Annotated in this window: 23 protein-coding genes; 9 read left to right on the forward strand and 14 right to left on the reverse strand. The window is 69.7% G+C overall.

Features of this window, described 5'->3' with window-relative positions:
- Positions 1-578: 578 nt before the first annotated feature.
- From H5411_RS19795 to H5411_RS19815, 5 genes are all read right to left on the reverse strand, one after another.
- Positions 579-1,049: a hypothetical protein gene (locus H5411_RS19795; RefSeq protein ID WP_101437406.1), complete on the reverse strand. Its 471-nt coding sequence runs from the start codon at positions 1,047-1,049 to the stop codon at positions 579-581.
- 88 nt (positions 1,050-1,137) lie between these two features.
- The gene (locus H5411_RS19800) at positions 1,138-1,956 is read right to left on the reverse strand and encodes a carbohydrate ABC transporter permease (RefSeq protein ID WP_167441984.1); all 819 of its coding nucleotides are present in this window, start codon (positions 1,954-1,956) and stop codon (positions 1,138-1,140) included.
- On the reverse strand, positions 1,953-2,864 hold the full coding sequence (locus H5411_RS19805; protein ID WP_101437407.1) for a carbohydrate ABC transporter permease: 912 nt from the start codon (positions 2,862-2,864) through the stop codon (positions 1,953-1,955). Before H5411_RS19805 ends, H5411_RS19800 begins: the two co-directional genes overlap by 4 nt.
- Positions 2,861-4,165 (reverse strand): ABC transporter substrate-binding protein, encoded by a 1,305-nt coding sequence (locus tag H5411_RS19810; protein WP_183124598.1) that lies wholly within the window; start codon positions 4,163-4,165, stop codon positions 2,861-2,863. The genes H5411_RS19805 and H5411_RS19810 overlap by 4 nt, the downstream gene beginning before the upstream one ends.
- Positions 4,166-4,265: 100 nt before the next feature.
- A complete protein-coding gene (locus H5411_RS19815; protein ID WP_101437409.1) occupies positions 4,266-5,894 on the reverse strand; it encodes a long-chain fatty acid--CoA ligase in 1,629 nt (542 codons plus the stop codon).
- Between the two features lie 461 nt (positions 5,895-6,355).
- On the opposite strand from H5411_RS19815, the gene mihF reads away from it, so the two are divergent.
- On the forward strand, positions 6,356-6,667 hold the full coding sequence (gene mihF / locus H5411_RS19820) for an integration host factor, actinobacterial type (protein ID WP_050788348.1): 312 nt from the start codon (positions 6,356-6,358) through the stop codon (positions 6,665-6,667).
- Positions 6,668-6,758: 91 nt separating this feature from the next.
- Complete coding sequence (locus tag H5411_RS19825; RefSeq protein ID WP_183124599.1) at positions 6,759-7,925, forward strand: isochorismate synthase; 1,167 nt, start codon at positions 6,759-6,761, stop codon at positions 7,923-7,925.
- Positions 7,926-7,928: 3 nt separating this feature from the next.
- Here the strand turns inward: H5411_RS19825 and H5411_RS19830 are convergent, their stop codons facing one another.
- The 5 genes from H5411_RS19830 to H5411_RS19850 form a co-directional block, all read right to left on the reverse strand.
- A complete protein-coding gene (locus tag H5411_RS19830; protein WP_183124600.1) occupies positions 7,929-8,618 on the reverse strand; it encodes a 4'-phosphopantetheinyl transferase family protein in 690 nt (229 codons plus the stop codon).
- Between the two features lie 126 nt (positions 8,619-8,744).
- Positions 8,745-9,071 (reverse strand): hypothetical protein, encoded by a 327-nt coding sequence (locus H5411_RS19835; protein WP_009083750.1) that lies wholly within the window; start codon positions 9,069-9,071, stop codon positions 8,745-8,747.
- Between the two features lie 46 nt (positions 9,072-9,117).
- On the reverse strand, positions 9,118-9,765 hold the full coding sequence (locus tag H5411_RS19840; RefSeq protein ID WP_183124601.1) for a TetR/AcrR family transcriptional regulator: 648 nt from the start codon (positions 9,763-9,765) through the stop codon (positions 9,118-9,120).
- Positions 9,762-11,297, reverse strand: a complete 1,536-nt coding sequence (locus H5411_RS19845; RefSeq protein ID WP_183124602.1) for an ATP-dependent acyl-CoA ligase — start codon at positions 11,295-11,297, stop codon at positions 9,762-9,764. The genes H5411_RS19840 and H5411_RS19845 overlap by 4 nt, the downstream gene beginning before the upstream one ends.
- Positions 11,294-12,037, reverse strand: a complete 744-nt coding sequence (locus H5411_RS19850) for an enoyl-CoA hydratase/isomerase family protein (protein ID WP_183124603.1) — start codon at positions 12,035-12,037, stop codon at positions 11,294-11,296. Before H5411_RS19850 ends, H5411_RS19845 begins: the two co-directional genes overlap by 4 nt.
- Positions 12,038-12,084: 47 nt before the next feature.
- Between H5411_RS19850 and H5411_RS19855 the strand changes: the two genes are divergently transcribed.
- Complete coding sequence (locus tag H5411_RS19855) at positions 12,085-13,662, forward strand: amidohydrolase (RefSeq protein ID WP_183124604.1); 1,578 nt, start codon at positions 12,085-12,087, stop codon at positions 13,660-13,662.
- A 13-nt stretch (positions 13,663-13,675) separates the two neighbouring features.
- Here the strand turns inward: H5411_RS19855 and H5411_RS47675 are convergent, their stop codons facing one another.
- Positions 13,676-13,990, reverse strand: coding sequence for a hypothetical protein (locus tag H5411_RS47675; protein ID WP_183124605.1), 315 nt, complete (start codon positions 13,988-13,990; stop codon positions 13,676-13,678).
- A gap of 43 nt (positions 13,991-14,033) precedes the next feature.
- Here H5411_RS47675 and H5411_RS19865 point away from each other — a divergent pair, with 43 nt between their 5' ends.
- The 6 genes from H5411_RS19865 (at position 14,034) to H5411_RS19890 (ending at position 18,507) form a co-directional block, all read left to right on the forward strand.
- Positions 14,034-14,474 (forward strand): GNAT family N-acetyltransferase, encoded by a 441-nt coding sequence (locus H5411_RS19865; RefSeq protein ID WP_101437416.1) that lies wholly within the window; start codon positions 14,034-14,036, stop codon positions 14,472-14,474.
- Between the two features lie 41 nt (positions 14,475-14,515).
- Positions 14,516-15,199, forward strand: a complete 684-nt coding sequence (locus tag H5411_RS19870; RefSeq protein ID WP_101437417.1) for a metal-dependent transcriptional regulator — start codon at positions 14,516-14,518, stop codon at positions 15,197-15,199.
- A gap of 68 nt (positions 15,200-15,267) precedes the next feature.
- Positions 15,268-16,086, forward strand: a complete 819-nt coding sequence (locus H5411_RS19875) for an LLM class flavin-dependent oxidoreductase (RefSeq protein WP_167441985.1) — start codon at positions 15,268-15,270, stop codon at positions 16,084-16,086.
- A 72-nt stretch (positions 16,087-16,158) separates the two neighbouring features.
- On the forward strand, positions 16,159-16,509 hold the full coding sequence (locus H5411_RS19880) for a transcriptional regulator (protein WP_101437419.1): 351 nt from the start codon (positions 16,159-16,161) through the stop codon (positions 16,507-16,509).
- Positions 16,510-16,663: 154 nt separating this feature from the next.
- A complete protein-coding gene (locus H5411_RS19885) occupies positions 16,664-17,719 on the forward strand; it encodes an alcohol dehydrogenase catalytic domain-containing protein (protein ID WP_101437420.1) in 1,056 nt (351 codons plus the stop codon).
- Between the two features lie 164 nt (positions 17,720-17,883).
- Positions 17,884-18,507, forward strand: a complete 624-nt coding sequence (locus tag H5411_RS19890) for an alpha-ketoglutarate-dependent dioxygenase AlkB family protein (protein WP_220817176.1) — start codon at positions 17,884-17,886, stop codon at positions 18,505-18,507.
- On the opposite strand, the gene H5411_RS19895 is transcribed toward H5411_RS19890, so the two are convergent.
- From H5411_RS19895 to H5411_RS19905, 3 genes are read right to left on the reverse strand one after another with little or no spacing between them, the layout of a single operon-like run.
- Positions 18,476-19,351 (reverse strand): 5-oxoprolinase subunit C family protein, encoded by an 876-nt coding sequence (locus H5411_RS19895; protein WP_183124607.1) that lies wholly within the window; start codon positions 19,349-19,351, stop codon positions 18,476-18,478. The genes H5411_RS19890 and H5411_RS19895 overlap by 32 nt on opposite strands.
- Positions 19,348-19,953, reverse strand: coding sequence for a 5-oxoprolinase subunit B family protein (locus H5411_RS19900; protein ID WP_183124608.1), 606 nt, complete (start codon positions 19,951-19,953; stop codon positions 19,348-19,350). The genes H5411_RS19895 and H5411_RS19900 overlap by 4 nt, the downstream gene beginning before the upstream one ends.
- Positions 19,950-20,699 (reverse strand): LamB/YcsF family protein, encoded by a 750-nt coding sequence (locus H5411_RS19905; protein WP_101437424.1) that lies wholly within the window; start codon positions 20,697-20,699, stop codon positions 19,950-19,952. Before H5411_RS19905 ends, H5411_RS19900 begins: the two co-directional genes overlap by 4 nt.
- Position 20,700 lies beyond the last annotated feature (1 nt).

Consider the following 20,700-nt stretch of genomic DNA (forward strand, 5'->3'; position numbering starts at 1 on the left):
GCCAACGCACGGTCCAGCGCGTTGGCCGTCGGAGTGCAGAGCAGCAACCCCACTCCGGCCACGCCCGCGGTGGTGAACGCCCGCCTGGTCAGTTCCGCCATGTCTCACTCCCCGTCTCGCCGTGCCCCAGCACGCTCCCGGACGCCCATGACGCCTCGGTGAACTACTCCGGAGCAGAACGCGAAGCTCTCTCACATTCGCCGTGACAACGCGGGAGACTCTGTCACACGACGACGGGTGCCACTACCGCCGAACGGAGGGGGAGATCACCACCCACAGCCCGTCCCTGAGGGCCACTCTCACGGACCCTGATTCCCCCCAAGAGCCCCCTCGCGACCAACCGTCCCCCAAGAAGCCGCCGCCACCGCACCCAACAATCGAGGCACCCACACCACCCCCGCACCCCGATACGAAGCCTCCTCTGCGGTTCAGGGGTGCTTGTCAAGGCATCTTTCCCGCCTTGACAAGCACCCCTGAACCGTCAGCACAATCAAGCTTCGGGGTGCCCCACGCACACCCGCATGCAATGTCGCCGCCAGGCGACGAGCAGGCCCCAAGACCCCTCGGCAGTAGACCCCTCAGCAGTAGAACGCGCAGGTAGCCCCCACCGCGGACAACGACACGAAGAACCAGATCAAGAAGATCACCGCCGGGATCGCGGCCAAAATCCCGCACACCAGTCCGGCGATCCCCATCCCCTGCCCAGTCCACCCGGGCTTCCCGGCCTGCACCATCCCGGCCCAGGACAGCCCGATCGCCGTGATCGCCGCGACCACGTCGAAGAACGGGACCCAGAAGAAGATCAGCGCGACGATCCCGACCACCATGCCGCCCACCGCGAGCCCGCTCGTCTTCAGCGGCACGGCTCCCGGGTACGGGGCGGCGTACGGCGAGCCGTACATCGGCGCTCCATAGGGCACCGGCGCGGAGGAGTAGCCCGGCGCCGGCGTAGGCCCGGACGGATATCCGGGCGCGGGCACCGGACCGGACGGATGGCCCTGCGCCGGGTCCTGGCCGGGGTAGGGCTGCTGCTGATACGGGTCCGTCATGGGTGCACTCCTGCGACTGTGGCGACGGTGAGTCGTCGGCGGCTAACGGCGAAACGTTACGCGCGGTGGCCGGGCGATGTGACGGTTTTCAGCCTTTTAACCCAGATTCGGTGACGCCGCGCACCAGATAGCGCTGGAGAAACGCGAAGAGCACCACGATCGGGAGGATCGACAGCGCCGCGGCCAGGAACAGCAGGTTGAGCTGGGGGTTCTGTGCGGTCAGCAGTCCGGACAGGGCGACCTGCACCGTCCACGAGTCCGGCGACTGCGCGATGATCAGCGGCCACAGGAACGCGTTCCAGCTGCCGATCACGGTGATCACCGCGATCGCGGCGAAGAAGCCGCGCGAGTTCGGCACCACGATCTTGCGGAAGACGCCCCACCGGGACAGGCCGTCGACGCGGCCGGCGTCTTCGAGTTCCTTCGGGAAGTCCAGGAAATACTGCCGGAACAGGAAAACGCTGAACGCGCTGAACAGGCCCGGGATGACCAGGCCGCGGAAATCCGAAAGCCAGCCCAGCGTCGACACGACCACGAAACTCGGCACGAACGTCACCGACGTCGGGATCATCAGCGTCGCCAGCACCGCGTAGAACACCGGCTTCGAGTAGCGGTAGGGCACGCGCGCCAAGCCGTAGCCGGCGAGCGAGCACACGACCAGCAGGCCGACGGTCTGCAGCACCGCGACGACCACCGAGTTCACGATGCTGCGCGCGAACGGCACGTCCTGCTGGTCGAACAGCTTCGTGAAGTTCTCCCAGTGGATCTGCTTCGGCCACAGCGTCCAGCCGGGCGCGGTGATCTCCGCACGGGACGCGAGGCCGTTGCGCAGCAACAGGTAGAACGGCAGCAGGAAGAGGATCGCGGACACCGCGAGCGCCGTCCAGCGAAACACCGCGCGGATCATGTCGCGCTCCGATCGAACCGGAAAAGCCTGCCCTGCAGGAGAGTCACCACGGCGATGAGCAGCGCCAGGATGATCGCGCCCGCGCTGCCGCGGCCCAGATCCTGGCCGCCGGAGCCGAGCGACGTGTAATAGAGGTACACCAGCGGCGGCCGCGCGAACGGCGGATAACCCCGGGAATCGCCCATGATGTTGTAGAACTCGTCGAACGCCTGATAGGCGTTGATCAGGTTCAGCAGCAGCACGGCCACCGACGTCGCGCGCAGCTGCGGCAGCGTGATGTGCCGGAAAACCTGCCAGCCCGGCTTCGCGCCGTCGAGCCACGCCGCCTCGTACAGATGTCGCGGAATCCGTTGCAGCGCAGCGAGGAACAGGATCATGTAGAAGCCGAGCTGCAGCCACAGCCGAGCGGTCACCAGCACCACCCAATACAGCGGCGGGTGCACGGTGCCGGTCCACGCCACCGGGTCGATGCCGAAGACGCCGAGCACGGTGTTCGCGAGACCGTAGCGGACGCCGGAGAACAGCGACGTCTTCCAGATCAGCGACGCCACCACGTACGAACACGCGAACGGCAGGAAGAACACCGAGCGGAAGAACGCCCGCGCGAACCGCAATTGGTTCACGCCGACCGCCAAGGCGAGCGACAGCACGTACGTCAGCGGCACGATGAACAGCGCGAACACGCTGAATGTGCCCAGGCTCGCGACGAACGGGCCGTCGGAGAGCATGTGCGCGTAGTTGTCCAGTCCGACGAAGACGCTGGGGGTGACCGTATTGCGCGCGTCGAAGAACGACAGGTACAGGCTCCACCCGATCGGCACGTAGGCGAAGATCGCCAGGCCGAGCAGGAACGGACCCACGAACCCCCAGAACGCCACCGTGTCCCGGCTTTTCCGGGACAGCTTCATCCGAACAGGCGTTTCAGCTCGGCCTGCGCGACGGTGACCGCGGCCTTCGTCTGCGCCACCGGGTCCGCGCCCTCCTTGGCGATCTTCGCGACCGCGTCCGACAGCGCGGTGTTCGAGGTCTGCGTCCACACTGGACCGCCGATGAGGTGGCTGTTCTCCTTGACGAAGTTGACCACGTCCGCGGCCGGACCGCTCTGCAGCGTCTGTGCTTTGTCGATCAGGCTCTGCCGGGCGGGCACGTGGAAGCCGTAGCGGGTGGCGAACTCCAGCTGGCTGTCGGTCTGGTCGATCCACAGCCACTTCACGAACGCCTTGGCCTCGTTGACGTGCGCGCTCTTCGCGTTGACCATCGCGCCGTACGCGCCGACCGGAACCGACGGCTTGCCGCTGTCGTCCAGCTTCGGGAACGGCAGCACGCCGAAGTCGTCGTTGAGCGCGTCGCGGATCTTCGGGACGTTCCACAGCCCGGTCCACTGCATCGCGCAGAGCCCGTCGACGAACGCGCCCGGATCCGACCAGTCGGCGGGCGCGCCGAGCAGGAGGGAACCGCTGGTGTTCAACGCGCGCAGCTTGCTGAACGCGGCGGCCGCACGCGGATCGTCGAAGCCGACCTCGCGGTTGTTGTTCTTCAGGTAGTCCAGTCCGGCAGACCACAGCAGCGGCCCGGTGAGCGTGCCGACACCGCCGTCATTGCCCGCGAAGAAGCCCTTCACGCCGTCCTTCGACAGCTTGCCCGCGGCGTCGATCAGCTCGTCCACCGTCTGCGGCGGCTGCACGCCGGCGGCCTGCAGCATGCTCTTGCGATAGAAGAGGACCTGCGTGTCGGTGGCCTGCGGGATGCCGTAGACCTTGCCCTCCACCGTCTGCGCGGCGAGCACGGCGGGGCTGAAGTCGTTCTTGACCGGTCCGATGATGTCGTCGAGCGCCACCACCTGGTTCTGCCGGACCCAGTCGATCTTCACCTGTGCCTCGAAGACGTCCGGCACCGGGCTGTTCTGCAGCGCGGTGACGATCTTCGAGTCGTAGTCGCCGGGGTTCCACACCACGGTGACCTTCGCGCCCGGGTAACTGGCCGCGTAGTTCTTGACGGCTTCCTGCACGCCGTCCTCGCCGTAGGCGTGGTACCACTGCTGCAGCGTGACCTTCGGGGCCGGCGACGGCGTCGAGACTCCCGCCGACATCGCCGTGGACGGCGGCGGGTCCCCCGGCCGCCCGGTGTTCGACCCGCACGCGGCCGCGAGGCCGCCCAGTGCCGCCGTTCCCGCCAACGACAGGAACGCCCTCCTGCTCCGCTGCTGCATCCCCAGTTCTCCTCCGACGTGCTGGGAAGGGCTCCTTGCCCCGCATCAGATTCCCTCACGGAACCCTTCCCAGGCCGACAACTCGCCGGAGATTTACCGCTCAGAGGTGTGAGATGTCGAGCTTTCCCTCGGAGTAGGACGCGCGCAGCCGCTTCTTGTCGAACTTGCCGACACTCGTCTTGGGCACCTCCTCCACGAACGTCCAGTTCTCCGGCAGCTGCCACTTCGCGACCTTGTCCGACAGGTACTCGCGCAGTTCCTCAGCGGTGGCCTGCTGGCCTTCCTTGAGCACGACCGCGACCAGCGGGCGTTCGTCCCATTTCTCGTCCGGGATGCCGACCACCGCCGCCTCGGCGACCGCCGGATGCCCCATCACCGCGTTCTCCAGGTCCACCGACGAGATCCATTCGCCGCCGGACTTGATCACGTCCTTGGCGCGGTCGGTCAGGGTCAGGAAGCCGTCCGGGCTGATCTTGCCGACGTCGCCGGTGCGCAGCCAGCCGTCGTGGAACTTCTCCGGGTCGACATCCGACCCGCCGTGGTAGGCGCCGGCGATCCACGGACCGGACACCTCCAGCTCGCCGACCGCCTCGTTGTCCCACGGCAGTTCCTCGCCGTTGTCGCCGATCAGCCGCGCCGCCACGGACGCCGGGAAGCGGCCCTGGGTGTAGCGGTAGGCCCAGCGCTCCTCGCCGGTCGAGCTGGCGGGCGGACGCGCGACGCTGCCCAGCGGCGACGTCTCGGTCATGCCCCACGCGTGCAGGATCGGCACGTGGTAGCGCTCCTCGAAGGCGTGCATCAGCGACGGCGGCGCGGCCGACCCGCCGACGACCACCTCGCGCACGTGGCTGATGTCCTGCGGGTTCGCGTCCAGGTGCGCGAGCAGGCCCTGCCAGATCGTCGGCACCGCGGCGGCGAAGGTCGGCTTCTCCGCGGCCAGCAGCGCGGCGATCGGGGCGGGCTGCAGGAACCGGTCCGGCATCAGCAGCGACGCGCCGACCATCATCGCCGCGTACGGCAGGCCCCACGACATCGCGTGGAACATCGGCACGATCGCGAGCGCGAGGTCTTCCTGGGCGAGCCGCATGCTGTCGGTCATGCAGACCTGCATCGAGTGCAGCCAGATCGACCGGTGCGAGTAGACGACGCCCTTCGGGTCACCCGTGGTGCCGGACGTGTAACACATCGCGGCCGCCGATCGCTCGTCGATCTCCGGCCAGTCGAACTCGTCGGGCTGCGCGGCCAGCAGCTCGTCGTAGGAATGCACGGTGACGCCCTCGGGCGCGGTGAGCGCGGACGCGTCGCCGTTCGCCACGATCACGTGCTTGACCGTCTTCATCCCCGGCAGGTTGCTCGCCAGAAGCGGCACGAGCGTGCCGTCGACGATGACGACGTGGTCCTCCGCGTGGTTCGCCACGAAGACCAGCTGCTCCGGGAACAGCCGGATGTTCAGCGTGTGCAGCACCGCGCCCATGGCGGGCACTGCCAGGTAGGCCGCGAGGTGCTCGGCGTTGTTCCACATGAACGTGCCGACCCGCTGGTCGCCGGTGACGCCGAGACCGCGCAGCGCGTTCGCCAGCCGGGCGGCGTGCTTGCCGAGCTCCGCGTAGGTCTCCCGGCGGGCTTCTGAACCGGTCCAGGTGACGACTTCGCTCTTGGCGTGCACCTTCGTGCCGTGGCGCAGCAGCTTCGCGAGCGACAGCTGTCCGTCCTGCATCGTGCTCAACATGGGTGACTCCCGTGGTGCTCGTTCGCCGGTGAACTGGGGTGCGCCCGACTCTAATGCGGAACCGCCGGATCGGGCACGAACAAGTTCGGTCACGGCTTGTCGGCCCTCTCCCGCCATCGGGTGGCGGCCCCGCTCTTTCATGATCCACTTCTGTCGCGGTTTCTGTTGCGGGGCAAGAAAACGCGTTGTGTTAACTGCGTTGAAATACACTCTCGTTCGGGTGAGGTAATAGGGCCGAAAATGCGCCCTTCCGGGCCGTTTCCACAGGTCGCGAGGGGTCCCCTCGCGCAGGTCCGCCGCGCCCGTCGACGGGTGATAAGTGCGTGTCGGTTGCGCGGACCGCGCGCACGTGGCGTTTACTGGGGCCGTGGTAAGTGACGGCTGGCCAGCGCTTGCAGCTGCAAGCATCGGCTGAGACCGTCGGCCGCGAAAGCGGAGACCTGAGAGGAAAGGACATTACGTTGGCTCTGCCCACGTTGACTCCGGAGCAGCGCGCCGAGGCCCTCGCCAAGGCGGCAGAGGCTCGTAAGGCGCGCTCGGAGCTGCTCGCTTCGATCAAGTCCGGCAAGGAGAGCATCGAGTCGGTGCTCAAGCAGGCCAAGGAGAACAAGACCATCGGCAAGACGAAGGTCACGCAGCTCCTCAAGGCGGTGCCCGGCCTGGGCGCGGTCAAGGTCGCCGCGCTGCTCGAGCAGGCGGGGATCGACCCCGACCGCCGGGCCGCTGGCCTGGGCGAACGGCAGCGCGAAGCGCTGATCGACGCGCTCAAGTAACGCTGATCCGGCGGCCGCGGGGAAGGTGCGCGAGGTGTTGCACCGGCGACACTTTCCCCGCGGCGCTCCCGGATCCTGAGACGCTGGTGGAGTGACGACCAGTACCGCGCCGGCGACCCCGGCCGAGACCACCGTCCGCTACCAGCGTGGCGACTTCTTGTTCGCGACCGCCCGGCGCGCCCTGCTCGCCCGCGGCGCGCTCGGGACCGTCACCGACGCCGACCCTCGCCGCCTCGCCCGCTCGGCAGCCGCTGAGCTGGACCGATCCGGCGTGCCGCTCGCCGTCGGCGTGCTGCCGTTCGACACCGGACCCGGCGCTGCCTCGCCGGGGCACCTCGTGCTGCCCCGGGCGGTGCATCGCGCCCACGCGCAAGCCGAGACCTCGGCCGCGCCGCCCGCCGCCGACCTGCCCGCCCCGGTGGCCACGCGGCGGCTCCCGTCCGCCGACGGCCACCGCGAGAACGTGCGGGAAGCAGTCGCCGCCCTGCGCGACCGTGACCTGCGCAAAGCCGTGCTGGCCCGTGCGCTCGAGCTGGAATTCGACGCGCCGATCCCGGTCGAGGCGATCGTGCGCAACCTCGCGCGCGGCAATCCGCGCCATTTCACTTACGCCGCCGAACTGCCCGGCGAGCGCACGCTCGTCGGGGCCACCCCTGAGCTGCTGCTTTCCCGGACCGGCGACTCCGTGTACACGACCCCGCACGCCGGGTCGATGCCTCGTTCGGCTGATCCGGAGACCGACCGGGCCAACGGCGAAGCCCTCCTCGCGTCCGCGAAGGACCGGGAAGAGCACGACCTGGTGATCGACTACGTCATCGAGTCGCTGCGGCCGTTCTGCCGCAAGCTCGACGTCCCCGCGGGTCCTGAGCTGGTCTCCACGCCCGCGATCTGGCATCTCCGGACGTCCATCACCGGCGAGCTGGCGGACCGGTCGGTGACCGCCCTCGATCTCGCCGCCGCGATGCACCCGACGCCGGCGGTCTGCGGCACCCCGACCGTCGCCGCGCGCGACCTCGTGCAGGAGCTGGAGCCGTTCGACCGCGGGTACTACGCGGGCGCGGTCGGCTGGGTGGACGCGGCGGGAGACGGGGAATGGGCCGTCGCGATCCGGTGCGCCGAAGTGGCCGAGAAGTCGATGCGGCTCTTCGCGGGCGGCGGCATCGTGCCCGCCTCGGACCCGGACACCGAGTACCAGGAGACGATCGCGAAGTTCCGCACGCTGCTCGGCGCGATGGGGCTGGACGACAGCGCCTCGTGAGGCTTACGGCAGCCAGTGCTCCTCGGTGACGCTCAGGCTGTCCGCGGTCAGCGCCGCCACCGCCGCCCGGTGCCCGTCGGCCGCCTTGAGGTCGGCGAGCCGGGTGCGCGCGGGGTCGAGTGCTTCGTCGCCGGACGCCACCAGCTCGGCGGGAGCGTCGTAGCGGGAGAACGTGATGCTCTGGAGCGGGATCTTCAGGCCCTTGCCGGTGGCCTTCATCACCGCTTCCTTGCGCGTCCAGTAGATGAAGAAGGCTGCCGAGCGCTCCTCGTCCGACAGACCCGCGACAGCTTCCTGCTCGGCCGGGCTCAGCGCGTACTCCACGAGCGAGGCGTCCGCCCTGCGGGTGGCCGTTTCGACGTCGAGGCCTACTGGCACCCCGTCGGTGACCGCGAGACCGATCAGAGTGCCCGAATGCGAAATCGACAGCACCAGGTCCGAGCCCGGCACGCGCGGACGGCCGTGCGGTTTGCCGCAGTCGTCGCAGGTCGCGTCGAAGCGCACGGACTCAGCCGCGCCCCCGAGCCGTTCCGCGACGAGGGTCTTCGCGAGCACCCGGCCGGTCAGGAAACGGCGCTGGTCGATTTCGAGCCGGTACGCGTCGTAGCGGCCTCGCTCCAGGTCGTCCAGCAGCTTCAGGTAGCGATCCTCCGCGGCCAGCGGTTCGGACCAGCGCACCACGATTTCGGTCACCGGCGTACCCTCCCTCGTCCGCCTCCGATCTTGCCGGGGCGCGCCGAGGTTTGTCATGCCCCTATCCCGGACGCGGCGAAGGCCCCCTCGGAGTCCGAGAGGGCCTTCGCGGCTGGATAACGAGTGTTACGACTTGTCTTTGTTGCGCATCGCGATGGGGACCCCGGCTAGGTCCTCCTCGTTGCACAGCAATTTCACGTCGTAGTAGGGCGAACCCTGTCGCTCGTCGTAGTCTAGGTGGATCGCGAGGACGTCGAGCGGTTCTCCCAGCCACTCCTGCGCTTGGCGCAGCCATACTGCACAGCGCTCGAGCGCGCTGGGCAGGTCGTCGTCACGAAACTCGACTGGTCGATACGGCACGTCCTGGACCTGATCGCGCGGGTTTGAGGGTGCGGGCAGGCCAGGCGAGAGTCCCGAGTCGTCCAGTTCGAGTTGGATCGTTTGCTCAGTCACCCTTCGAGCGTCCCCCACGTTCGCCGTCTGAGCAAGGCGTACAGCGCTAAAAGCCCTCTTGGACAGGCAAGTCCCACACCTGGGCGACCACTTCGAGGCATTGCCGGAGGTCCTGCGCACGCACCGCGACCGGATGCCCGAGCACCCGCAAGGCCAGTTCCGCGTAGTGCGTGGCCAGGTCTTCGAGCTTGAGCGGGCCCTTCGGGGAATACCATCTGGCCACGCCGCTGCACATTTCCAGCAATGCGAGCCGCGTCACGGCCGGCTGTGCGGTGTGGAACACATTCGCCGCGGCTCCGTCTTCGATCGCCTTGGCCCAGTACCGCTCGTATTCGTCCCGCAGCGCGACCACTCGCGCACGCGCCGGAGCCGAGAGCGCGTCGACTTCGTTGTCCACCACCCGGGTTTCGCCCGGCTGGGCGGCGTGCGCGAGGACGTGCAGCGCGACCAGCGTGCGCATCCGGACCACCGGATCGTCGCTGCCCGCGGTGGCCTTCGCGACCGCGTCGATCAGGCGGAGCAGCGAGGTCGTCATGATCTCGACGAGAAGATCTTCCTTGGTGCCCATGTAGTGGTAGAGCGTCGCCGAAGAAAGTTCGGCTTCCTGGGCCAGATCCCGGATGCCTGTGCCGTGGAAACCCTTGGTGGCGAATAGTTTCACGGCCGCCGCCCGTACTCGTTCGGCGCTGCTCACTGCCACTCCCCGGTGCTGCGGTCCCAGGAGCCGGCACGGAGGTCGGCGACCTTCCGCAGCTCGCCCTTCGCGACGCGTTCGGACGGGGTGCGCGGCAGGTCGTCCGCGAACGTCCAGAACCTCGGCACCTTGAAGTACGCCAGCTGCCGCGCGCAGAACTCCGCCAGCTCCTCGGGCGACGGCCGGCCGTCGGAGCACACGACGTACGCCTTCACTTCCTCGCCGCGCAGCTCGTCCGGCACCGCGAGCACGGCCGCGAGCTGCACTTTCGGATGTTGCAGCAGCGCGCGCTCGACCTCGTCGGCGGAGATGTTCTCGCCGCTGCGCCGGATCATGTCCTTGGTGCGGCCGAGGTAGTAGACGCGGCCCTCGGCGTCCATCCGCGCGAGGTCGCCGGTGTGGAACCAGCCGCCGGCGAAGGCGCGTGCGGTCGCTTCGGGATCTTCGTGGTAACCGTGCATCAGCCCGATGCCGCGGATCAGCAGTTCGCCGGTTTCGCCGCGCGGTAACGGTTTCCCGTCCTCTCCGGCGATCATCACCTCGCGGTCGCGGGTCGGCCGTCCGATGCAGCCGGTGCCCACCGCGGCGTCGTGATCGGCCTCGGACACCCGGAGGTCGCCGCCGGTCTCGGTCATCCCGAACGCCTCGTACCACGGCACGCCCCAGCGTTCCTCCAGCTGAGCGTGCAGGTCGGGCGGGATCGCCGACGCGCTGATCGCGCGGACGCGGTGGTTCCGGTCGTCCGGATGCGGCGGCTGGCGCAGCAGCAGCGTGGGCATCAGGCCGAGGCAGTAGAACCAGGTGACCTCGTACTCGCGGACCTTCGCCCAGAAGGTGGACGGGTGGAAGCGGTCCAGCACGACGAGCGTTGCCCCGGCGGCCAGCGCGAGCGCGACGTTCCACTGTGGATCGATGTAGTGGAACGGTTGGGCGGTAAGCAGAATGTCGTCTTCGCCGACGGCGGGGAAGCCGGTGGCGAGTCCGATCGCGAGCGTGGTCCAGTACCGGTGGGGCAGCACGCAGCCCTTCGGCGCGCCGGTCGTGCCCGAGGTGTACTGGATGTTGACCGGCTGTTCGGCGACCACCGATCGCGGCTCGCAGCACGTTTCCGACTGAAGCGCGTCCGGCGTGAGGACGCGTTCCACAGCCGTTTCCGGCGCGATTTTCTCCAGCAGTTCCACGAACTCTTCGGCGGCTACCGCGAGTCGTGCGCCGGAGTGGCGCAAGACGTGCGCGCCGTCGAATTCGCGGTAGTTGATGTTGACCGGGACCAGAATGGCGCCGAGTTTGGCGAGCGCGAGCCACAGGAGCGGGAATTCCGGCTCGTTGCGGAGCATCACCGCTACGCGATCGCCTGCCTGGACGCCTTGGTCTTGGAGCGCTTTCGCCAGGCGTCCGCTGCGGTCGTCGACCTCGGCGAAGGTGAACCGGGCGCCGGTGCTGTCGAAGATCCACGCCGTGCGCTCCGGCCAGAGCTGCGCGGCCCGCGTGACCAGGGCGACCAGGGTGTCGACGTTCTGCAGCGGCGTCACGCCCGGCTCCGGAACGCTTCGGTCGACTCGCGGACGGCGGCCGAGTGCTCGGTGATCAAAGCGTGGGTGACCTCGAGTTCCAGCGCCGAATCGAAGGCGTGGTCGATCCCGGCGTCCAGCGCCCGCTTCGCCATCGTGGCGGCCTCCGGCGGGTGATGCGCGATCTTTTCCGCCCAGCCGAGCGCGAACGGCATCAGCTCGTCCGCCGGGAGCGCGGCGTTGACGAGCCCGATGTCGTGCGCGCGACGGCCGTCGATCCGCTCGCCGAGCAGCAGCAGCTCCTTGGCCTTGACCGGCCCGACCAGCAGCGGGAGCAGCCTCGACGCGGCACCGGTGACGCTCAGCCCCAGCGACACCTCGGGGAACGCGAACACCGCGTCCTCGGCGGCCAGGATCAGGTCGCAGCCCAGCGCGAACTCCGCGCCCGCGCCGATCGCGTACCCGTGCACGGCGGCGATCACCGGCTGACGCAGCGCGCGCAGCCGGCGCGTGACGTCCTGGAGCCGCTCCAGCCTCGTCCGGGAGTCCCCCTCCGGGGTGGGTTCCTTCAGGTCGTGCCCGGCGCAGAAGGCGCGGCCGTTGCCCGACAGCAGCACGACGCGGGCGTCGCTGTGCGCGACCTCCTCCAGCGCGGTCAGAAAGTCGTCCACCAGCACGGGCGCGACGGCGTTGAGCCGCTCGGGCCGGTTCAGCCGGATCTGCGCGATGCCGCCTTCGACGGCCAGGTCCACGGTGCTCATGGAGGTGAGCCTAGACGTTCGATCGATCGATCGATAGTGTCGAAGGCATGCAGGTTGACGCGGTGTACGAGAACGCCAGGCTGGTCACCGGCGACACCGCGCTCGCGGTGCTGCACGGCCGGATCGTGGCGCTGGGCGACGACGCGCGCGAACTGTCCGCCCGCCGCCGCGTCGACCTCGGCGGGGGTTTCGTCGCCCCCGGCTTCCACGACGCGCACAACCACATGGCCTGGTTCGGGATGGGCCTGGACGACGTGCCGCTCAGCGACTGCCGCACCGTCGACGAGGTGTACGACGCGGTGGCGCGGCGCGCGGCCGAGCTGCCCGCCGGGAGCTGGGTCGTCGGCAGCGGCTACGACCAGAACAAACTCGCCGGCGGCGAGCATCCCGACCGGCACGGCCTGGACCGTGCCGCGCCCGGCATGCTCGTGCGGCTCAAGCACACGTCCGGCCACATGACGCTGGTCAACTCCGCGGTGCTCGACCAGCTTGACCTCGAGAACGTCCCCGTCGGCGGCGACGTGGTCCTGTCCTCCGACGGCTCGCCGACCGGTTTGCTGCGGGAGCAGGCGCAACTGCTGCTGCGCCCGCTGACGTACCCGACGCCGCTCGAATCGGTGATCCGCGGCCTTGACCGGGCGAGCCAGCAGTACCTGTCCGAGGGCATCACGAGCGTCCAGGAAGCCGGAATCGGCGGTGGCCTGGTCGGCGAAACGCCCGCCGAGCTGGCCGCGTACCAGCTCGCGCGCGAACGCGGCGTCCTGCGAGTGCGCAGCACGGTGATGGTCGCCGCGAGCGTGCTGCACGACCTGCCCGACGGCGCCGGCTTCGGTCTGGACCTGGGCCTGCGCACCGGCCTCGGCGACGAGTGGCTGCGCATCGGCCCGATGAAGCTCTTCGCCGACGGCTCGCTGGTCGGCCGCACCTGCGCGATGCACGAACCGTTCGACGGCGAACCGGACAACCGCGGCTACTTCCAGGTGCCCGAGGACGAACTGGCGCGCACCATCCGCCAAGCGCACGACGCCGGCTGGCAAATCGCGACCCACGCCATCGGCGACCGAGCCATCACGGTCGTCCTCGACGCCTACGAAGCCGCCCTGGCCGCCACCCCGCGCGCCGACCACCGGCACCGCATCGAGCACTGCGCCGTGCTCCCGCCCGCGGAGCTGACCCGTCTGGCGTCACTGGGCCTGATCGCGTCCCCGCAGGGCCGGTTCGTGAACGAACTGGGCGACGGCATGCGCGCGGCACTCGGCGAAGCGCGGGTGCCGTGGTGCTACCGCCTCCGCAGCCTCCTCGACGCCGGATGCGTCCTGCCCGCCAGCTCAGACCGCCCCGTCGTCGACGGCGCCCCGCTGCTGGGCCTCGCCGACATGGTCCACCGCCAGATGTCCACCGGCGAACCGTTCTCGGTGGAGGAAGCGCTGACCCCGGCGGAGGCCCTGCGCGCCTACACGTACGGCTCGGCCTACGCGACCTTCGCGGAAAGCTACCTCGGCACGCTGGAGCCGGGGAAGCTCGCGGACTTCGTGGTGCTGTCCGCGGACCCACTGTCCACAGTGGAGGAAGCACGGGTGCTCGGCACCGCGGTGGGCGGCGAGCTCCGTTACGAGGCCGGGTGATCGAAATGCCGGTTCAGCTGCCTACGAATGCCATCGCCTCCCTCGCCACCGCACTCCACTCCAGCGGAGACTCCGGATCCATCGCGAACCACTCCTTCATCGGGACGCCCTTGTTCGCGTCGAAGCGCACGCCGTGGCCGCCCTCCACCAGCTCGTCCACCCGCGCCTTCGGCAGCTTCACCACGAGTTCGCCGCGTACGAACATCGCGAAGATCCGCCCGTGCACCTTCAGCGCGTGCGAACAGAAGCCGCGCCCTGGCCGGGGCGGCGTGACGCCTGGGCAGAGCTGCAGCTCGTCGACGAGGTCTTCGAACCGCTCTTCAGTCATTCCCGCACCGTAGCCGCCACCACCGACAAGAAAGGGGCGCCCGATGCCCGTTCGCGACGCCGTCTTCGAGGACGTCGAGGAAATCTGCAGCCTCATCGAGGAACACGCGGTCTACGAGGAGAAGCACGACCTCAAACTCGACCGCGCCGAGATGAGCGGTCACCTGTTCGGTCCGGAACCCAAGGCGTGGGTGCTGATGTGCACGCCGCCGGGACGCCCGGACGTCATCGCCGGGTTCGCCTTCTGCAGCTGGAATTTCTCCACGTGGGAGGGCCGTCCGGGCATCTGGCTCGACGACCTGTTCATCCGCCCGGAGCACCGCAGGCACGGGCTGGGCCGGGAACTGCTCGACGCACTGCGCGCCCGCACGACGGGCCGGGTCGAATGGGACATGCAGGCGGGCAACGCGAAAGCGGAGGCCTTTTACGCGCAGCTCGGCGCGGAGCCGGTGCCGGGCTGGATCCGCTACCGCTGGCGGCCCTGACCGGCCGACCCCCGCGGGCTGGGCCCCGTATCGTATGCGGCATGGGAGATGGTTCCGTCCGGAGGTCGTCGTCGGTCGAGGACTACGTGCGGGTGATCTACGGGCTGGTCGAGCGGGGCGAGGCGGTCACCAACGCGTCGCTGGCCGGTCGGCTTGAGGTGAGCCCGTCGTCGGCGTCGGGCATGGTCACGAAGCTTTCGCAGCTCGGCCTGGTCGCGCACGTGCCCTACCGCGGCATCGAGCTGACCTCGGAGGGACGGCAGCTCGCGCGGTCGGTGCTGCGCAGGCACCGGCTGATCGAGACCTATCTCGTCTCCGAACTCGGCTACACCTGGGACGAGGTGCACGCCGAGGCCGACGCGCTGGAACACGCCGTCTCCGACCGGCTCGTCGAGCGCATCGCGGCCAAGCTCGGCAACCCCGTGCGCGATCCGCACGGCGATCCGATCCCGGCTCCGGACGGCAGCGTCGAGGAACTCCCGATGCGCATTCTGGACGACCTGCCGCCCGGTGCGGTCGGCGAGATCGTCCGCGTCTGGGACACCGATCCGGACCTGCTGCGCTACCTCACCGAGCACGCGATCGGCCTCGGCGAACGCATCGAGGTGGTCGAGCGGCAGCCGTTCGGCGGGCCGATGGTGGTGAAGGTCGGCCAGCCGCCGGACGCGGCCACGCACGCCATCGGCAAGGAGATCGCGCAGGCGTTGTCGGTCACCCTGCGCTGAGGGGCGTACGCGCGAGTGTCGCTGCCGGGCGGATGTGCCCGGCCGTGTGTCCGCCGACGATGGTCGGCATGACCACTACCAAGCCGTTCCGCTTCGGCATCGTCGCCGGGTACGCCCCGGATCTGGAGTCCTGGACCGCGCAGGCCCGCCGGATCGAGGAACTGGGTCTCGACACGATGTTCGCGACCGACCCGGTCGGCGGGCTCGACCCGTTGACGCTCGTTCCGGCCGCCGCCGCGGTCACGAGCAAGCTCACCGTCGGCACCTTCGTGCTGGCCGATCCGTTCCGCGACGCCCGGAACCTCGCGTGGCAGGCCGGTTCGCTGCATCAGGCGACCGGCGGCCGCTTCCTGCTGGGGCTGGGCGTCGGCCATCCCGGAGCGGGCGAGCACGCCGCGACGCTGGGCCGCGAGTTCCTTTCGCCCGGCGAACGCGTCGCCCGGCTGGCCGACACGATCGAGGTGCTCGCGCAGCGCCCCGAGCGGCCCCGGCTCATGCTCGCGGCTTCCGGGCCCAAAATGCTCGCGCTCGCCGCGCGCACCGCCGACGTCGTGACGTTCGCCTGGGGACCGCGCACCACCGAGGAGCAGGCTGACTCCATTGTGGACACTTTTCGCTCGTTCGCGGGAGACCGGGACGTCGAAGTGGCGGTGAATCTCACCGCGATCGGGGACAAGCCTTCTCCCCGGCTCGCGCGCTACACCGGGGTCGACATACCTCAGCTGGTCGAGGAAAAAGCGGTCACCGTGGTACCAGAAAACCCTGACGCCGCTGGGGAAATGCTTCTCCGCTGGCGAGAGCGGTGGGGGATTTCCTGTGTCACGGTCAATTCCGGCTATGCGGAACCGTTCGCCGCGATTGCCCGGGCACTGTCCGCACAAGGGTGAAAGCCCTTCCGATCATGCGTTGTCCGGCCTACGCTCCGAGGTTTCCCAGCGACGTGGTTCGGAGCGTGTGCGATGACCGGTCAGCGAACACCGACGATCGACCGGGGGAGGACAAGCGGACGGGAGCTCGGGCAATTGCTCGAAACCGGCCCGTTCGCCGAAGCGCTGCGCGCGGCCATCCGGGCCCGCGGGCTCGGCCTGGAACGCATCAGATATCGGCTGCGGGGAAGGGGAACGACGGTTAGTCTCGCGACCTTGAGCCATTGGCAATCCGGACGCTGCCGCCCGGAACGCCCGGAATCGTTGCGAGCCTTGCGAAATCTCGAGCAGATCCTCGGCGTCCCGGACGGGTCGCTGCGCAGGCTGCTCGGCCCGCCGCGTCCGCGCGGCCAGTTCCATCAGCCGGGCCAGCCGCTCCCCTGAGCGCGCCCGGCCGCGGCGGACGGCGAAGCGCGCCGGCGTATCCCGACGCCCGCGCGCCGCCGTCCGCCGCGTTCGCCAAGGCCCGTCCCGTGAACGCGCCGGGCTTCGGCATCGCGCGCCGAGGCCGAAACCGGCGGCTTCTACGATCAGACCCATGCGTGCGGTCGTGATCGAAAAGTTCGGGGTGCTTCCGGAAGTGCGGGAAGTACCGGATCCGGTGACCCCCGACGGCGGGGTCGTCATTGCGGTCGAGGCGACCGGGGTGTGCCGCAGCGACTGGCACACCTGGCAGGGGCACGACGAGGCGGTCCAGTTGCCGCATGTGGCCGGGCACGAACTCGCCGGGCGGATCGTCGAGGTCGGCGCGGGCGTCAAGGGCTGGGCGAAAGGCGACCGGGTGACCGTCCCGTTCGTGTGCGCATGCGGCGTTTGCGCGCAGTGCGCTAAGGGCGACCAGCAGATCTGCGACGACGAGTTCCAGCCCGGCGCGACCCACTGGGGTTCGTTCGCCGAGCTGGTCGCCATCGAGCATGCCCAGACGAACCTGGTCGCGTTGCCGGACTCGATGTCGTCGGCGGAAGCTGCCGCACTCGGTTGCCGCTTCGGGACGGCTTTCCGCGCAGTGTTGCGCCAGGGCGGCGTACGCGCGGGGCAGTGGGTGTCTGTGTACGGCTGTGGCGGCGTAGGCATCTCCGCGGTCCTGCTCGCGGCCGCTGCGGGCGCGAAGGTGGTTGCGGTCGACGTCTCGCCGCAGGCGCGTGCGTTGGCGGAGCGTTCTGGCGCCGTGCTGAGTGTCGACGCCAGCGCGTTCGATGGGCCGGAGGCGCTGGCTGCGTACGTCCGTGAGCGCACTGAAGGCGGTACGCACGTGTCGCTGGACTGTCTCGGCTCTCCGACCACCTGTGCGGCTTCGGTGGGCAGCTTGCGCAAGCGCGGCCGACACGTGCAGGCCGGGTTGATGCCGCCCAGTCAGGGAGTGCCGCCGATTCCGATGCACCGGGTGGTCGGTGGCGAGCTGGAGATCGTCGGGATCCATGGGCTGCAGGCGTACGAATACCCCGAATTGCTCGGGGTGGTGGAGCGGTCGGGCATCGATCTGGCCGGGTTGATCGGCACGCGGATCGGGCTCGACGGGGTGCCAGCGGCGCTCGCCGCGATGAGCGATCCGGTGCCTGCCCGGGCCGGGGTGACCGTCGTGGAGTTCGGGTGACGAATGGCGGCCGGCAACCGAGTCCGAGTTGTAGCTGACCGAGACCTGGCGGGACCCGCTGCGGTGTGGAATTCTCCGAAGCTTGGCGGCAAGTGGCGAGGGGAAACCGCCGCAGGAGCGCCCGTCCGGGTGACTCCTGCGGCCGCCGGCCGCGGAGCGGCGTGATGGAGCTGCTGCCGCGTCCGCGCCGGGAAATCGCACCGGGTGCGGTGCACGTCCCGGATTGGCTCACCGTTCAAGAACAACGCGACCTCGTCACGGCCTGTCGCGGCTGGCGCGGTTACCGGTCGACCCGGCTGCCGGGCGGCGGGGTGATGTCGGTCCGCACGGTCTGTCTCGGCTGGCAGTGGCGGCCGTACCGCTACGACCGGCTGCGCGAGGACGGTTCGCCAGTCGAGCCGTTCCCGGACTGGCTGGCCGACCTCGGCCGCCGCGCGCTCGCCGACGCTTACGGCCGGCCAGCCGAGGACTACCAGCCCGACGTGGCGCTCGTGAACTACTACGACGCCACCGCCAAAATGGGCATGCACCAGGACAAAGACGAGCATTCGACGGAGCCGGTGGTCTCGCTGAGCCTCGGCGACACGTGCGTGTTCCGCTTCGGCAACACCGAGCACCGAAACCGGCCGTACACCGACGTCGAACTGCGCTCGGGCGACCTGTTCGTGTTCGGCGGCCCGTCGCGGCTGGCGTTCCACGGGGTGCCGAAAACCCTGCCCGGCACAGCGGATCCGGATCTTGGCCTGACCGGGAGGCTCAACCTGACGCTGCGGGTGTCCGGGCGGTGAACCGGACGCGTTGCCCGGGCCGGAGCTGGGCGGCGAGGTCCAGATCGTCCTCGTCGACGACGGCGGCGACGGGGTAACCGCCGGTCACCGGATGGTCGGCGAGGAACAGGATCGGCACCCCGGACGGCGGCACCTGGAGCGCGCCGGGAACGGCGGCTTCCGGGGCCAGCTCGCCGACGCGGGCGCGGGTCAGCGCCGGTCCGTCCAGCCGGACGCCGACGCGGTCGAGGTCGCTCGTCACGGTGTAGGCGCCAGTGAGCAAAGTGGACAGTGCGGACGGGGTGAACCAGTCCAGTCGCGGTCCGGGTTCCAGGCGCAGGATGGGTTCTTCGGCAAGCCGGGGCAGCGGGGCGAGATCGACACAGGGGTCGCCCTGTGCCACCGAGCCGATCGGCAGCGACGTGCCCGCCGCGAGGACGGGCGGGCCGAGTTTGCCCAGCGTGTCCGTGGCCCGTGCGCCGAGCACCGGCGGCACGTCGATTCCGCCGCGCACCGCGAGGTAGCTGCGCAGACCGAGCGACGCGACGCCGAGTTCGAGTTCGTCTCCCGGGCGCAGGATGATCGGCGCGCCGACGGCGGCAGCCCGTCCGCCAGCGCGGATCGGCAGCGGCGCGCCGGTGACCGCGACGACTGCGTGTTCGGAAACCCGCAACCGCAGGCCGCCGAGGGTGACCTCCAGGGCCGCGTGCGTTTCCGGGTTGCCGACGAGCCGGTTCGCCAGCTTCAGCGAACCTCGGTCGGCTGCGCCGGACCGCCCCACGCCGACTGCCGCGTACCCGGGCCGTCCGAGGTCTTGCACCGTCGCGAACGGGCCGGTCTCGAGGATCTCGATCTTCCCGGTCACCGGATCGCCTCGAACCGCACTCGGGTGCCCGGTACCAGCAGGTTCGGCTGCTCTCGCCCGACATCCCACACATCCGCGTCGCTGTGGCCGAGCAGATTCCAGCCGCCGGGCGACGGATGCGGGTAGATCGCGCTGTATTCGCCGGCGATCGCCACCGCTCCCGCTGGCACGCGCGTGCGCGGCGTGCTGCGGCGCGGCAGGTGCAACGCCGGATCGAGGCCGGTCAGGTAGGCGAAACCAGGCGCGAACCCACAGAACGCCGCGACGTAGATGGCCGCTGAATGTCGTTGTACGACCTCGGAAACCGACAGCCCGGTAGCCTGGGCGACGTCCGCCAGGTCGGCACCGTCGTAGCGCACCGGCAGGGTGACGGTGTCCGCCGAGCGCGCAGAAACATCCACTGTGGACAGCGAAGTAAGCGAACGAGTCAACGCGGCGGAATCGGTGCGGGCCGGGTCGAACCGGACCAGCAGGGTGCGTGCGGCGGGGACGAGCTCGACGACGCCCTCGGGCTGGGCGGCTTCGCAGGCCGCCTGAAACCCGAGCACGTCATCGACCTCCACCAGCAACGCGGAACGGCCGTAGCGCAGCACTGTGCTCACACGAACGACCTCAGCACTACGCCGGACTCGGTGAGCAGTTCGCGAATCCGTCGGGCCAGCTCGACCGCGCCAGGCGTATCTCCGTGCACGCAAAGGGAATCCGCCCGCAGCGTGAGCTTGCCGCCTTCGGCGTCGACGACCTCGCCCGTGGTCGCCATGGTGAGCGCCCGCGCGGCGACTTCGTCAGCGTCGTGCAGCACCGCACCTGGCAGTTTGCGCGACACCAGTCGTCCTTCCGGTGTGTACGCGCGATCGGCGAACGCTTCTGCGTACGCAGGCACGCCCGCCGCTTGAGCCGCGCGCAGCATTTCGGAGTCCGGAGGACACAGCAGTGCCAGATCGGTGTGATAGCGCCGTACGCCTTCGACAAGTGCCGCCGCCTGCTCCGGATCGACGGCTGCGGTGTTGTACAGCGCGCCGTGCGCCTTCACGTACCGCACGCAGCTGTGTGCCGCGCGCGCGAAGGCGTCGAGAGCGCCGATTTGGTACAGCACTTCGTCCGCGAGGTCTTCCGGCGCGATGTCGAGCGCGCGACGGCCGAAGCCGGCCAGGTCGCGGTAGCCGACGTGCGCGCCGATGGCGACGCCGCGTTCGGCCGCGCGTTCGCACACTCGCCGCATCACGCTGGCGTCGCCCGCGTGGAAGCCGCACGCGATGTTCGCGCTGGTCACGATGTCGAGCATGGCTTCGTCGTCGCCCATGGTCCAGGCGCCGAAGCCTTCGCCGAGGTCGCTGTTGAGGTCCATG

Origin of the sequence: Amycolatopsis echigonensis, from assembly GCF_014174495.1 — a bacterium.
Taxonomy (GTDB): domain Bacteria; phylum Actinomycetota; class Actinomycetes; order Mycobacteriales; family Pseudonocardiaceae; genus Amycolatopsis; species Amycolatopsis echigonensis.

Bases quoted from the DNA above. Each gene is read 5' to 3' on its own strand.
- H5411_RS19795 (WP_101437406.1), bottom strand. From the start codon at position 1,049: ATGACGGACCCGTATCAGCAGCAGCCCTACCCCGGCCAGGACCCGGCG.
- H5411_RS19800 (WP_167441984.1), bottom strand. From the start codon at position 1,956: ATGATCCGCGCGGTGTTTCGCTGGACGGCGCTCGCGGTGTCCGCGATC.
- H5411_RS19805 (WP_101437407.1), bottom strand. From the start codon at position 2,864: ATGAAGCTGTCCCGGAAAAGCCGGGACACGGTGGCGTTCTGGGGGTTC.
- H5411_RS19810 (WP_183124598.1), bottom strand. From the start codon at position 4,165: ATGCAGCAGCGGAGCAGGAGGGCGTTCCTGTCGTTGGCGGGAACGGCG.
- H5411_RS19815 (WP_101437409.1), bottom strand. From the start codon at position 5,894: ATGTTGAGCACGATGCAGGACGGACAGCTGTCGCTCGCGAAGCTGCTG.
- H5411_RS19850 (WP_183124603.1), bottom strand. From the start codon at position 12,037: ATGAGCACCGTGGACCTGGCCGTCGAAGGCGGCATCGCGCAGATCCGG.
- H5411_RS19855 (WP_183124604.1), top strand. From the start codon at position 12,085: ATGCAGGTTGACGCGGTGTACGAGAACGCCAGGCTGGTCACCGGCGAC.
- H5411_RS47675 (WP_183124605.1), bottom strand. From the start codon at position 13,990: ATGACTGAAGAGCGGTTCGAAGACCTCGTCGACGAGCTGCAGCTCTGC.
- H5411_RS19865 (WP_101437416.1), top strand. From the start codon at position 14,034: ATGCCCGTTCGCGACGCCGTCTTCGAGGACGTCGAGGAAATCTGCAGC.
- H5411_RS19870 (WP_101437417.1), top strand. From the start codon at position 14,516: ATGGGAGATGGTTCCGTCCGGAGGTCGTCGTCGGTCGAGGACTACGTG.
- H5411_RS19875 (WP_167441985.1), top strand. From the start codon at position 15,268: ATGACCACTACCAAGCCGTTCCGCTTCGGCATCGTCGCCGGGTACGCC.
- H5411_RS19880 (WP_101437419.1), top strand. From the start codon at position 16,159: ATGACCGGTCAGCGAACACCGACGATCGACCGGGGGAGGACAAGCGGA.
- H5411_RS19885 (WP_101437420.1), top strand. From the start codon at position 16,664: ATGCGTGCGGTCGTGATCGAAAAGTTCGGGGTGCTTCCGGAAGTGCGG.
- H5411_RS19890 (WP_220817176.1), top strand. From the start codon at position 17,884: ATGGAGCTGCTGCCGCGTCCGCGCCGGGAAATCGCACCGGGTGCGGTG.
- H5411_RS19905 (WP_101437424.1), bottom strand. From the start codon at position 20,699: ATGGACCTCAACAGCGACCTCGGCGAAGGCTTCGGCGCCTGGACCATG.